Origin of the sequence: Oryzihumus sp. (assembly GCF_036391795.1) — a bacterium.
Taxonomy (GTDB): domain Bacteria; phylum Actinomycetota; class Actinomycetes; order Actinomycetales; family Dermatophilaceae; genus Oryzihumus.
Window position 1 is genome coordinate 1 of sequence record NZ_DASVZH010000284.1, and the last position, 12,530, is coordinate 12,530.

Annotated in this window: 10 protein-coding genes and 1 pseudogene; 2 read left to right on the top strand and 9 right to left on the bottom strand. The window is 72.6% G+C overall.

The features are described 5' to 3' along the window. From VF825_RS17495 to VF825_RS17510, 4 genes and pseudogenes are all read right to left on the bottom strand, one after another. Positions 1 to 776, bottom strand: a pseudogene (locus tag VF825_RS17495) (hypothetical protein); the annotation flags it as partial. Positions 777 to 855: 79 nt separating this feature from the next. Continuing rightward, complete coding sequence (gene murJ, locus VF825_RS17500) at positions 856 to 2,487, bottom strand: murein biosynthesis integral membrane protein MurJ (RefSeq protein ID WP_331115741.1); 1,632 nt, start codon at positions 2,485 to 2,487, stop codon at positions 856 to 858. Further along, positions 2,484 to 4,658, bottom strand: a complete 2,175-nt coding sequence (locus VF825_RS17505) for a DUF6049 family protein (RefSeq protein ID WP_331115743.1) — start codon at positions 4,656 to 4,658, stop codon at positions 2,484 to 2,486. Before VF825_RS17505 ends, murJ begins: the two co-directional genes overlap by 4 nt. A 20-nt stretch (positions 4,659 to 4,678) precedes the next feature. Continuing rightward, on the bottom strand, positions 4,679 to 5,164 hold the full coding sequence (locus tag VF825_RS17510) for an NUDIX hydrolase (protein WP_331115745.1): 486 nt from the start codon (positions 5,162 to 5,164) through the stop codon (positions 4,679 to 4,681). Between the two features lie 86 nt (positions 5,165 to 5,250). Here VF825_RS17510 and VF825_RS17515 point away from each other — a divergent pair, with 86 nt between their 5' ends. Further along, positions 5,251 to 6,717, top strand: coding sequence for a CCA tRNA nucleotidyltransferase (locus VF825_RS17515; RefSeq protein ID WP_331115747.1), 1,467 nt, complete (start codon positions 5,251 to 5,253; stop codon positions 6,715 to 6,717). A 7-nt stretch (positions 6,718 to 6,724) separates the two neighbouring features. Here the strand turns inward: VF825_RS17515 and VF825_RS17520 are convergent, their stop codons facing one another. After that, entirely contained in the window at positions 6,725 to 8,005 is a 1,281-nt protein-coding gene (locus VF825_RS17520) for an MFS transporter (protein ID WP_331115749.1), read from the bottom strand. A gap of 70 nt (positions 8,006 to 8,075) precedes the next feature. On the opposite strand from VF825_RS17520, the gene VF825_RS17525 reads away from it, so the two are divergent. Continuing rightward, positions 8,076 to 8,861 carry a glycerophosphodiester phosphodiesterase gene (locus VF825_RS17525; protein WP_331115751.1) on the top strand — a complete coding sequence of 262 codons (786 nt, stop codon included), beginning with the start codon at positions 8,076 to 8,078 and terminating at the stop codon, positions 8,859 to 8,861. A 25-nt stretch (positions 8,862 to 8,886) separates the two neighbouring features. Here VF825_RS17525 and VF825_RS17530 read toward each other — a convergent pair whose 3' ends face one another. The 4 genes from VF825_RS17530 to VF825_RS17545 form a co-directional block, all read right to left on the bottom strand. Continuing rightward, positions 8,887 to 9,102: a biotin/lipoyl-binding carrier protein gene (locus tag VF825_RS17530; RefSeq protein WP_331115753.1), complete on the bottom strand. Its 216-nt coding sequence runs from the start codon at positions 9,100 to 9,102 to the stop codon at positions 8,887 to 8,889. 49 nt (positions 9,103 to 9,151) lie between these two features. Then, entirely contained in the window at positions 9,152 to 10,348 is a 1,197-nt protein-coding gene (locus VF825_RS17535; protein WP_331115755.1) for a lamin tail domain-containing protein, read from the bottom strand. A gap of 266 nt (positions 10,349 to 10,614) precedes the next feature. Then, positions 10,615 to 11,706 carry an inositol-3-phosphate synthase gene (locus VF825_RS17540; RefSeq protein WP_331115758.1) on the bottom strand — a complete coding sequence of 364 codons (1,092 nt, stop codon included), beginning with the start codon at positions 11,704 to 11,706 and terminating at the stop codon, positions 10,615 to 10,617. A 62-nt stretch (positions 11,707 to 11,768) separates the two neighbouring features. Continuing rightward, the gene (locus VF825_RS17545; protein WP_331115760.1) at positions 11,769 to 12,362 is read right to left on the bottom strand and encodes a PadR family transcriptional regulator; all 594 of its coding nucleotides are present in this window, start codon (positions 12,360 to 12,362) and stop codon (positions 11,769 to 11,771) included. Positions 12,363 to 12,530: the final 168 nt, after the last annotated feature.

Genomic DNA, 12,530 nt, shown 5'->3' on the forward strand with positions numbered 1-12,530 from the left:
GCCGGCAGCTGGACCGTGTGGTCCGTGATGGCCTCGGGGTTGACCTGCTCCCGCGACCAGGGGGCGATCTGCGTGGCGAGGTCTCCCGGGTCCAGCGGTCCGGCGTCCTCGTTGAGGGTCAGGCGGCAGATGGCGTCGAGGTCGCCGGGCACGCCGGCGGCGATCTCGGAGGGAGCGGGGACGCCGTTGGCGAGGCGTGGTGCCGGTGCGAGGCCCTCCACGGGGGTGTCGACCGGCCAGCGGCTGGTGAGCGCGGCGTAGGCCAGTGCGACCAGGGCGACGGCGTCGGCCCGCGAGGCCTCCACCGGGTCGACCTCGTCGACGCCGTCGAGCGCCGCCGCGATGGCCAGCCCGGACACCTTGACCGTGCCGTCGGAGGCGCGCATCACCTCATGCGGGGTGAGGCGCTGGTGGTGCAGCCCGCGGGAGCGACCCGTCTCCAGCCCGGTGGCGGCCTCGCCGGTCACCCGGCGGACCTCCTCGGCGGGCAGCCCGCCCTGCTCCAGCAGGGAGGCGATGGATCGGGCCCCGGGAAGGGCCTCCTCGACGATCCAGGCGAACTCGTCCTGGACCCCGACGTCGAGGACGCGCACCAGGCGGGAGTCCTCGACACCGGCCGCCCGGCGCGCCGCGTCCATGGCTGCGTCGGCGTTGGGGTGGTCGCTCGGGAAGACGGTCAGGTTGACGTCACGCTCGAGCGTGGTGTCGTGGGCGGTCCACCGGGCACGGTCACGCAACCGGGACAGCCGTCGCTGCACGGTGTAGCGATCCCCCACGATCGTCCCCGGGCCCAGGCCGTGCACTCGGCAGCTCCCCTCGTCGTGTCCAACGGTCTGGCCACATCCTAGGTGGGCATCAGGCTCCTGGGACGAGGCGACGCACCTTCGACACGACCGGTCCGAGCAGCTCCTCCACCTCACGCACGCGCAGCGCCCGTGCGAGCACCAGGTAGACGGCGCCGAACACCAGACCGGCCAGGACGAGGGTCACGAGGTTCTCGATCCGGCCGGAGACCACGGACTCCACCCCGAGACGGACCAGCCACGCCGCGCCGCCGGCCGCGAGGGCTGCGACACCCAGGCGCGCGTAGGTGCGTGCGACGGGGCGCAGGGGCAGGCCCTCGAGGCGCCGGCGGGCCCAGACCAGGCCGATCGCCGCCCCGGCGAGGTTGCTCACGCTCTGGCCGAGGCCCACGGTCACGCCCATCCAGGCGACGGGGAGCGTCAGCGCGACGAGGCTGATCGCGGTGCCGACGCCGCTGGAGACGAGCTGAAGGATGAAGGGGGTCCGGGCGTCCTCGAACGCGTAGTAGACCCGCTGCAGCAGGTAGAGCGTCCCGAACGGCACGAGGCCGGCCATCATCGCCACCATCACGATCGTGGTGGCGTGCACGTCGGCCTCGGAGTTCTTGAAGAACAGGGTGCCGACGAGCGCGCTGCCGAGGACGAAGCTGGCCACGGTCGCCGGGACGGTGGCGACCGCCGTGAGCCGCATGCCGCGGCTGACGTCGCCGCGGACCTCGGCGAGGTCACCGGTGTTGGCGGCCTTGCTCATCCGGGTGAACAGGGCGGTCACCAGGGACACGGTGACCAGGGAGTGGGGGAGCATGAACAGCAGGAAGGCGTTGCTGTAGGCGGTCAGCCCCGGCTCGTGCAGGTGCTGCTGGGCGCTCAGGCTCGTCGCCCGGGTCAGCACCTTCGAAGTGACGATGAACGATGCCTGGGAGACGCCGAGCGCAGCGAACGTCCAGCCCGCCACCGTGGACGACGACCGGAGGCCGACGCCGCGGAAGCCCCAGCGCGGACGGAAGCGGAAACCGCCACGGCGCAGGGGGACCAGCAGGACCAGCGCCTGGGCGATGATGCCCAGGGTCGTGGTCCCCGCGAGGAGCCAGATCATGCCGGGGGTCCAGGCGGACACGTCAGGCTGGCGGGGGTAGCGCGTCAGGAAGATCGCCATACCGGCGATCGACACCACGTTGGCGACGACAGGGGCCCACATGTAGGCCGCGAACTGGGACCGCGCGTTCAGCACCTGCCCGAGCAGCGTGTAGAGGCCGTAGAAGAAGACCTGCGGCAGGCAGATCAGGGCGAACGAGATGCTCAGGCTCATGGTCTCGGGGGAGAAGCCCTGGCTGAACAGGCGGACCAGCAGGCCGGCGGCCGCGGTCACCAGCAGGGTCAGCACCCCCATGGCGACGATGGACAGGGTCAGGAGCCGGTCCACGAAGTCCTGGCCGCCGTCGGCGTGCTGGGCCGCCTTGGTCAGCTGGGGCACCAGAACCGCGTTGAGGACACCACCCGCGAGCAGCAGGAACAGCAGGTTGGGCAGTGTGTTCGCCACCTGGAACGCGTCGGCGGACAGCCCGGTCATGCCGATCACGGCCCCGAGCATGGTGGCCCGGACCATGCCCAGGACGCGGGACACGATCGTGCCGGCTGCCATGACCGCGCTGGAGCGCGCGAGGCTGGCGGTGGAGTCGCTCATGGCAGGACATTCTCCTGTGGGGGAAGGGCGGGTCGGGTGCGGCCCCGGCGCAGGGACCGCAGGACGCCGAGGACGAGCACGAGGCCGGCCACCACGCCGAGGACCCAGTAGACCCAGCCTGAGGTCGGGCTGACCCTGACGTCGACCCTGGCGCCCTGGCCGATCGGGGTCCCGTTGGCCGAGCTCAGGCTTGCCTGGACCGGGACCAGCCCGGCCGCGACGGCGGTGACGTGCACCTTGACCGTGACCCGGCTGCCGCGGTTGATCCGCAGCGGCTCGGGCTGGTCGTCGATGCGCAGCCGTGGGCTGCCGGGCTCGAGGTGCAGGCGCACGTCGTGGACCGGCGTGGCGAGGGTGTTGACGACGGTGATCTGCAGGACCCCCTGGTCGGCCAGGAAGTTGATGTTCGCGGGGTTCACCCGGATGCCCGAGCTCACCGCCGAGACCGACTGGTCGATCTCGTTGTGGAGCGCCGCGAACGACCGCGGCTGCCCCCGCCACCGCGAGGAGAGCTGCTGGCTGGTGGCGTCCTGCCACAGGGCCGCCGGGAAGTGGGTGGGGTCCACCACGCTGGCGACGCCCTCGATGGCCGAGCGCGTCTGCGGCAGCCCCGCCAGCGTCGACCGGGTCAGCGGGGAGCGCCCCGGCGCCAGGGCGTCGGCCGACGGGCGAGGGGAGACGGGCGTGCCGGCCTCGGTCTCGGCGTCCACCGCCTCGTGGACCACATCGGTGGTGCTGACGGTGGTCAGCCACGGCGCCGCGGCGGTCGCCTTGAGCAGGGCGGCGACGCTGGCCGGGTCTCCGGCGAAGGACCGCGACGCGGCCACGAGCGCCGAGCGCCGCACCGAGGGACGCTCCTGCAGCATGGTGATCGTCTCGGCGAGGAAGCGCTCGGTGACCGACGTCGTCTCCTGCGGTGTGCTGGTGGCGCCGAGCAACGAGCTGAGCCGGTCGTCGTAGGCCAGCAGCGGCAGGCCGTCGGGGGTGCGCCGCCCAGCGCTCGCGGTGACGCCGTCGTCCGTGACCGGCAGCGAGGACGCCGACACCACCCCGGCGGTGAGGCCGTTGCCCCGGAACAGGCTGCGCAGCCCGCTCTCCCGGGCCGGTGTCATCCGGCCGTCGACGGGCCAGGCGATGTCGTCACGGACGCTGTGGCCCACCACGGCGCCGAGCCGGTCCGGGGTGGCCATCACCGTGGCGACGCCGGGGTCGCCGGGCGAGAGCCCCAGCGTCGCCGCCAGGTCGGGGTCCGAGTAGGGCAGCGCCCAGAGGGGGTGGGCCGGGCCGGCCGCAGCGAGGCGGTTCCCCAGCGAGGTCGTCAACGTGGTGACGGGGTCGGCCGGCGGGGTGACCGGACCCGTCCCTCCGGTGCTCGGCGTCGGGGTGGGGGTGGACGTGGACGTGGGGCTCTGCGGCCCGGCGGGAGGGCTCGACCCGGCCGGGGGCCCGAGCACGGCCGGGTCGACGAACCAGGTGACGCGGCCGGCCTGGGTGCCGGTGATCAGCCGGTCGATCCGCGAGCCGGGGCCGATCGCCCGTTGCCAGGCCTGCGTCCGGGCCGCGCTCGGCGCCCCGAAGAGGGCGGGGTCGGGGTCCAGGGTCAGGGGGACCAGCCAGGCGAGGGAGAGCGGGGTGAACTCCTTGCGCTGGTACCACGGCAGGAACGTGTGCGAGGTGCCTACGGGGGTGTCGGCGCCCGCCGGGGTGGCCTCGATGGCCAGGGGCAGCGCGGCGAAGGCCGAGGAGTTGGAGACCGCCCGTGCCGGGATCGTCAGCGAGAACGCTGCCGTCTGGCCGGTGGCCAGGGACCCCTTGAGCGACTGGTGGGCGACCACTGGCCCCGGCGTGATCTCGCGCGAGCCCTGGGCCCACGAGGTCACCTGCTCGCGGTTGCCGAGGCCCTCGGTGCGTAGTCGGGCCACCACGGTGGGGTGGTCCAGGGGCGCGCCGCCCGTGTTGCGGATCGTGCCGCGCACCGTCACCGCCTGGCCGGGGCGGGCGATCTGGGGGGTGATGGCGTCCAGACGGACGGTCACCATGGGCCCGGTGGCCGCGTGGGCCGCCAGGGGCGAGGCGGTCTGAGGGGTGGCGACCGCGGGGACCGCGGCGGGGGCCACCACGGCGGCGGCCACAAGGGCAGCGGTGAGCAGCCGGCATACCTGCGTCCACATGTGCGTGTCCTGCCGTCGCGTCACGCGGAGCCCGCCAGCCGCTCCCAGGCGGCCCGGGCGATGCGGCGTTCGTTGGGGAAGGTGAGGTGCGCGTGGACCTCATCCAGGGCCACCCACGCGACGTCGATGGCCTCGGCGTCGGGGTCGCCGTCGATGCTCAGCTCGCCCCCGGTGGCCTCGAGCAGGAAGTGGTGGACCACCTTGTGGATGCGCCGGTCCGGGGTGGAGAACCAGTAGTCGATGGTGCCCAGCGACTCGATCACGCGGCCGATGATGCCTGTCTCCTCCGCGACCTCACGGGCCGCCGTCTCGGGCAGTGACTCGCCCGGCTCCATGTGTCCCTTGGGCAGGCACCACTCCACCCGACCGGCCCGGTTGCGCCGCGCGATCACGGCGATCCGGGCCGAACCGTCCTGGACGTCGATGACCACCCCGCCGGCGGAGGTCTCCTCCACGGCCGGCAACCGGCGTGGCAGCCGGGTCGGCCGAGGGTCCGGGGAAGTCACCCCGTCACTGTAGCCAGCGCCACGACGACCCTACCTGTCAGCGCGGGCCGTCGGCCCGTCACGGCCGTCACCTACCCTTGAGTCTCGTGTCCTCCACCGCCCGACCCAGCTCCCTCCTGCAGGAGGCCGTTCGCCGCCTCGCCCCCGTCCTGCCGCTGCTCAGCGAGCTCGGGGAGCGTTTCGTCGCGGCCGGGCACGAGGTGGCGCTGGTCGGCGGCCCGGTCCGGGACGCCTTCCTCGGCCGGACCTCCCCCGACCTGGACTTCACCACCGACGCCACCCCGGAGCAGACCGAGAAGGTGCTGCGGGGGTGGGCCGACGCCCACTGGGACGTCGGGCGGGCATTCGGCACGATCGGTGCGCGCAAGGGCGACACCACCATCGAGGTGACGACCTACCGCGCCGACGCCTACGACCGCACCAGCCGCAAGCCGGAGGTGGCCTTCGGCGACAACCTCGCCGACGACCTGGTGCGTCGCGACTTCACCGTCAACGCCATGGCGCTGCGGCTGCCGACGTTGGAGTTCGTGGACCCGCACGACGGCCTCGCCGACCTGGCCGCACGGGTGCTGCGCACGCCGGGCACCCCGGAGGAGTCCTTCGCCGACGACCCGCTGCGGATGATGCGGGCGGCCCGGTTCGTGGCCCAGCTCGGCTTCGCCCTGGCCCCGGAGGTCGATGCGGCGATCCGGGATATGACCGGGCGGCTGGAGATCATCTCGGCCGAGCGGATCCGGGTGGAGCTGGAGAAGCTGCTGCTCTCACCGGAGCCCAGGGCCGGGCTGCGGGTGCTGGTCGACACCGGGCTGGCCGACCAGATGCTGCCCGAGCTGCCCGCCCTGAAGCTCGAGCTCGACGAGCACCACCGTCACAAGGACGTCTACGAGCACTCCCTGATCGTGCTGGAGCAGGCGATCGCGCTCGAGGGTCCGCCGGACGGCCCGGAGGAGTCCGTGCCCGGTCCCGACCTGGTGCTTCGCCTGGCCGCGCTGCTGCACGACATCGGCAAGCCGGCGACCCGCCGGTTCGAGCCCGGTGGCGGCGTCAGCTTCCACCACCACGAGGTCGTCGGCGCCAAGATGACGGCCAAGCGGCTGCGCGCCCTGCGCTTCGACAAGGACACGGTCAAGGCGGTCTCCCGCCTGGTCGAGCTGCACCTGCGCTTCCACGGCTACGGCGAGGGCCAGTGGACCGACTCCGCGGTGCGCCGCTACGTCACCGACGCCGGGCCGCTGCTGCCGCGCCTGCACCGGCTGACGCGCTCCGACTGCACCACGCGCAACGTCCGCAAGGCCCAGCGCCTGTCGCGCACCTACGACGAGCTCGAGGCCCGCATCGCCCGCCTGCTGGAGCAGGAGGAGCTCGCAGCGGTGCGTCCCGAGCTCGACGGCAACCAGATCGCCGAGGTCCTCGGCATCCGGCCGGGGCCGCTGCTGGGGCGGGCGTACAAGCATCTGCTGGCCGTGCGGCTGGACCGCGGGCCGATCGGGGAGGACGCGGCGCGCGAGGAGCTGCTCGCCTGGTGGGCGCAGCAGCCGGAGGCCGCGGGCTGAGGACGGGTCAGGCCCGCCGCCGCGCGCTGGTCCGCCGGTACGCCCAGGACAGGGCCAGGTAGGCCACCGCGAGCACGGTGAAGACCAGCGGCGCGTCACCGTCGGACGGGACGATCACGGCGGCCACGGCGATCGCGACGACGAACGCGGCGTTGAACAGCACGTCGTAGACGCTGAACACCCGGCCCCGGAAGGCGTCGTCCACGTCGCGCTGCACCAGCGTGTCCACGCAGATCTTCAGGCTCTGCCCCGCCCACCCGATGACCGCGGCCGCCGCCAGCAAGACGGGCAGCGCCATGACCGGCACGAGGGCGGCGGTGGCCAGCCCAGCCCCGGCCAGTGCCAGGGCGACGACGGTCGTGGGGTCGTGGCGGCGCCGCACCCACCACGGGGTCACGAGTGCGGCGACGAGGAACCCGGCGGCCCCCGCACCGAGCACCCACCCCAGCACGGTCAGCCCACGCTGGCTCGAGCCGTCACCGAAGTAGTTGCGGGCCAGCAGGATCGAGGTCAGCGTCGACACCCCGAAGAGCAGCCGGTGACCGGTCATCGCGCCCAGGGCGGACGCGGCGGTATGCCGGGAGCGCAGGTGCCGCAGGCCCCGCACCAGGTCGCGACCCACCTCGACGATGCCGGCGGCGGTGCCGGGCGTGAACGGTGCGCGGTCCGGCCCAAGCTGTGTGGGCCGCAGCCGCAGGGCCAGCGTCGCGGCACTCGCGAGCAGCGCCGCGTCGATCAGCACCAGCGCCGGGTGGCCCGCACCGGTCATCCGGGCTGCGTACGCGATCCCACCACCCACCAGGTAGGCCGCTGTGCCGAGCGTCGGGGTCACCGCGTTGGCGGCCACCAGGTGGGCGGGGTCGACCACGTGGGGCAGCCCGGCGGACAGCGCCGCGAGCAGGAAGCGGTTGATGCTCAGGAAGGTGAGCACCACGGCATACAGGACGGGGTCGGGGGCGGGCAGGGCGAGCAGGATGGCCACGACCACGGCCAGGGCCGCCCGCGCCAGGTTGCCGAGCATCAGGGTGTTGCGGCGCGACCAGCGGTCCAGGGGCACGCCGGCCCAGGGCCCGATCACCGTGAACGGCAGGGTGAGCACCGCGAAGGCGGCGGCGATCCCTCCGGGGGTCGTGGCCCGCTCCGGGGAGAAGAAGAACAGCGAGGCCAGGGCGACCTCGAAGACGCCGTCCCCGAGCTGGCTGGTCAGCCTGACCGCGAGCAGTCGACGGAACGATGGCCCGAAGGCCCACAACCGGGGCGCGGGCGCGGGGCTCGCCGCGGCGGTCACCTTGTCATCGTGTCATGCGGACGCGGGGTGGGTGGTTGGCAGAGCCGTCTCGCCGCAGGAGGATCGAGCCATGGAGCCGGAAGAGCACGGGGGGCGGCCCGACGGCCAGGTGTTCGGCGGCAGGCCGACCGTCCTGGGTCACCGGGGGCTGGGGCGGGGTCCGGGGGAGAACACGCGCGAGACGCTGCGCCAGGCGGTCGCGGTCGGGCTGCGCTGGGTCGAGACCGACGTGCGGCGCACCGCCGACGACGAGCTGGTGGTCGGGCACTTCCCCACCTGGCAGGACGGCTCCTTCGTGGCGCACCTGTCGCTGGACCAGGCGCGCGAGCTGGGGGCGTGCACCCTGGCGGAGTACGTCGGCGACCTGCCCGCCGGGATCGGGGTCAACCTCGACGTCAAGAGCTGCCTCGAGGACGCGCTGAGACCTCCCGAGGCGACCACCGCCGGGCTGCTGGCTCCGGTGGCGGAGGACCTGGCGAGCCGGCGACCGGTGCTGGCGACCTCCTTCGACCCGGCGGCGCTGCTGGGGCTGCGGGCCGCCGCCCCCGGGTTGTTCCTGGGACTGCTCACCTGGGTGAGCTTCCCGCTGCGCAAGGCGGTGCCGGCGGCGGTTCACCTCGGCGTGGACGTCCTGGCCGCGCACTGGACCTCGTTCGGGCCGAACGAGGTCGACCATGCCCCGGTGCACGCCGCGCCGAAGGAGTCGATCGCCGTGGCGCACGAGGCGGGCCTGGAGGTCCTCGTCTGGTGCCCGGGCGTGGAGCGGGCGCGCGAGCTGCTCCAGGCGGGGGCGGACGCGGTGGTGGTCGACGACGTGCCGCGCGTGCTGCCGTCCCTGCGCGGCCTGGCGGACTGAGGCCGCGGCGCCGAACGGGCCGCGGTCAGTCGAGGACGACCAGGACGTCGCCCTCCTGCACCACGTCGCCCTCCTGGACCCGGACGTCGGTGACGGTGCCGTCCTCCTCCGCGAGGACCGGGATCTCCATCTTCATCGACTCCAGGAGCGCGAGCTCGTCGCCGGCGGAGACCGCGTCGCCCACCGAGACGAGGACCTTGGCGACGTTGGCGACGAGATCGGAGGCGACTTCGGTGCTCATGGCCTCACCCTAGTGGCCCGCACCACAGCCGCCTCCTCCAGTGGCCCGGCTACAGCGTGGTGGGGCAGCTGACGTTGCCCCACCCGTCGCACCCGAGGCGGATGTCCTCCGCGGTGCGCAGGAAGGCCCGCCCACCGGAGTCCACCAGCAGGTGGGTCGTGCGGCCCCAGTAGTAGTCGGTCGAGGTGTTGCGGCCGGTGCCGGTGTGCACGCGCACCGAGGCGCCCGGGCCGAGCCAGGTGCGCGGCAGCTCGTAGGTGCTGCCCCCCACGGAGACCACGAGGAAGGACAGGTCGCTGCGCGTGGTTGCCGTGTTGGTCAGGGTGATGACCTCACCGACCGGGTCCGCGATGACCCGCACCTGGCCCTTGCGGGCGTCGGTGCAGGAGACAAAGCAGGGGTAGATCGCGTGCGCGCGCAGGTCCCCCTGCAGGTCGAACAGGTAGGCGCCGTTGCCGTAGGCGCCCTCGTCGACGTTGCCGAACTTCGGCACCGAGGACCCCCAGTAGAAGTGCTGGCCGGTCCGGGTGCCCTTGCCGACGAACAGCGTGATGTAGGTGCCCGCGGGGACGGCGGTGCCCGCCGGGAATCGGTAGGAGTCCTGGGCGCCGGTGCGGACCCACCACCCGCCGAGGTACAGCGTCGAGCCGCCCTGGTTGAGCACCCGGACGTACTCGGCGTTGGGGTTCTGCGCCTCGTTGCCGTCGCCGTCGTAGTTGACCCACAGCTTGACCGGCAGGGGCTGCTGGGGCCCGTAGCCACAGAAGGTCGGGTTCCACAGGTTCTGCCCCGACAGCGCGGCCTGCTGGGCCGCGGTGGAGTACTGCACCCACCGGTCCGTCTCCGGCGGGATGACCAGCGGGACGGCCTGACCCGCCTTGAGCAGGGCCAGCTGGGGGTCGAGGTAGCCCGAGCCGGTCTCGACGTCGACGAAGCGCACCGGCCGCCCGAGGCTCACCGCGCCGGCGTAGCGCGAGGACAGGCGCACCGCCTTGCCGTAGGTCAGGTTGTGCATCAGCGCACCGGCCTGGGCGGCGTGGCACTGACCGACCTCCATGGCCTGGATGCCGGAGTTGCGGATGCTCTGCGCGGTGGAGGTGCCGTCACCCCACACGTCGACGTAGACGGTGTCACCGTCGACGGTGCGCCCCGCCCTGCCCCAGCTGAGAGGGTGCTGCTGCACCCAGGTGGCGGCCGCGGGAGTGGCGGTGAGCAGGACGCCCAGCCCCGCGAGGGTCGCGGTCACGATCGTGGCGCGGTGGCGGCGTCCTCGGGCTCGACGGATCCACACGGCGTCGCCTCCGTTCTCCCCGCGGCAACGGATCCACGGGACGCGAGCACGCTAGGTGTGCCCGCGGCAGGTACATGGAGACTTGACCAAAACCGGACGAGCTGCTGACTCGGGCACGAAACGGCCCGGCTGTCCGTGGTGGACAGCCGGGCCGTTCCTGTGTGCGTGCGGAGGGTCAGCGCGCTGGTGCGCTTCCTCCAGCCGTGGCGCTCGCGGTGCGGTCAGCGCTCCTCGGTGCCGGCGATGAAGGCCTCGAGCCTGGTGCGGCCCTCGGTGTCCTCACGCTGCACCGGCGGGGACTTCATCAGGTACGACGACGCGGAGATCAGCGCGCCGCCGATGCCGCGGTCCTTGGCGATCTTCGCCGCGCGGATGGCGTCGATGATGATGCCGGCGGAGTTCGGGGAGTCCCAGACCTCGAGCTTGTACTCCAGGTTCAGCGGGACGTCACCGAACGCGCGGCCCTCGAGGCGCACGTAGGCCCACTTGCGGTCGTCCAGCCACTGCACGTAGTCCGACGGGCCGATGTGGACGTTCTTGTCCTCGATCTTGCCGGACAGCGGGCCGGTGAGGTTGGAGGTGACGGCCTGGGTCTTGGAGACCTTCTTGGACTCGAGGCGCTCGCGCTCCAGCATGTTCTTGAAGTCCATGTTGCCGCCGACGTTGAGCTGGTAGGTGCGGTCCAGCACCACGCCGCGGTCCTCGAACAGCTTGGCCATCACGCGGTGGGTGATGGTGGCGCCGACCTGGGACTTGATGTCGTCACCGATGATCGGCACGCCGGCCTTCTCGAACTTCTCGGCCCACTCCGGGTCGGAGGCGATGAAGACGGGCAGGGCGTTGACGAAGGCGACCCCCGCGTCGATGGCGCACTGCGCGTAGTACTTGTCGGCCTGTTCGGAGCCCACCGGCAGGTAGGACACGAGCACGTCGACCTTGGCGTCCTTGAGCGTCTGGACGACGTCCACCGGCTCGGCGTCGGACTCCTCGATGGTCAGGCGGTAGTACTTGCCCAGGCCGTCGTTGGTCACACCACGCTGCACGATGACGCCGGTCGGCGGCACGTCGGCGATCTTGATGGTGTTGTTCTCGGAGGCGTTGATGGCCTCGGAGAGGTCGAAGCCGACCTTCTTGGCGTCCACGTCGAACGCGGCGACGAACTCGACGTCCTTGACGTGGTACTCACCGAACTGCACGTGCATCAGGCCGGGCACAGTGCCGCTCGGGTCGGCGTCCTTGTAGTACTCGACACCCTGAACCAGCGAGCTGGCGCAGTTGCCGACGCCAACGATGGCGACGCGCACGGATCCCATGGGGGTTCTCCTTGTTGTGGGTGGTGGAACTGCTCGGGGGAAGTGGTGGGTATGACGGTCGGTCAGGTCAGCGGGGCCGGCCCGCCACCGGGTGGCAAGGGGGGACCGGTGCGTTCGGCACTGATCAGCTCGGAGAGCCAGCGCACCTCCCGCTCCGCGGACTCCAGCCCGTGCCGCTGCAGCTCGGCGGTGTAGGCGTCGGCCCGCTCCCGGTTCTTCACGGCGGCGGACCGGAACGCGTCCAGACGCTCCTCCAGCCGGCTGCGCCGGCCCTCGAGGATGCGCAGGCGCACGTCGGCCTCGGTGCGGGCGAAGAACGCGAAGTGCACGTCGAAGGTCTCGTCCTCCCAGGCGGCCGGACCGGCATCGGTCAGCAGCTCCTGGAAGCGCTCCTTGCCCTCGGCGGTCAGCTCGTAGACGATCCGCGCGCGCCGGCTGCTCGGAGCGGGAGCCGCCTTGGCCGGGTCGGGGGCGGTCTCGGCGATCCAGCCGCGGGCCACGAGGTCCCGCAGGCAGGGGTAGAGCGTGCCGTAGGAGAGGGCGCGGAAGGCGCCGAGGATGGTGTTGAGGCGCTTGCGCAGCTCGTAGCCGTGCATGGGCGCGTCGTGCAGCAGGCCGAGGACGGCGAGCTCGAGCAGAGCGGCGCGACGGCTCATGCGGCTCACCTCCGGATGGTGCGATCGGTCACAGCGGGTGCTGGTGAGCGTCACCATACCTCACAGATATATCGCTGCGATATATCTGTATTTCGACGTACTGCTTCCGCCCCGATACGCTCGTCCGGCGTGGGCCGCCCCCACGGCCGGTTCGACGAGGCACGCACA

What these genes read in the sequence shown, in the direction of transcription:
- VF825_RS17540 (WP_331115758.1), bottom strand. Translation starts at nt 11,706, where the DNA reads ATGGGATCCGTGCGCGTCGCCATCGTTGGCGTCGGCAACTGCGCCAGC.
- VF825_RS17545 (WP_331115760.1), bottom strand. Translation starts at nt 12,362, where the DNA reads ATGAGCCGTCGCGCCGCTCTGCTCGAGCTCGCCGTCCTCGGCCTGCTG.
- VF825_RS17530 (WP_331115753.1), bottom strand. Translation starts at nt 9,102, where the DNA reads ATGAGCACCGAAGTCGCCTCCGATCTCGTCGCCAACGTCGCCAAGGTC.
- VF825_RS17505 (WP_331115743.1), bottom strand. Translation starts at nt 4,658, where the DNA reads ATGTGGACGCAGGTATGCCGGCTGCTCACCGCTGCCCTTGTGGCCGCC.
- murJ (WP_331115741.1), bottom strand. Translation starts at nt 2,487, where the DNA reads ATGAGCGACTCCACCGCCAGCCTCGCGCGCTCCAGCGCGGTCATGGCA.
- VF825_RS17525 (WP_331115751.1), top strand. Translation starts at nt 8,076, where the DNA reads ATGGAGCCGGAAGAGCACGGGGGGCGGCCCGACGGCCAGGTGTTCGGC.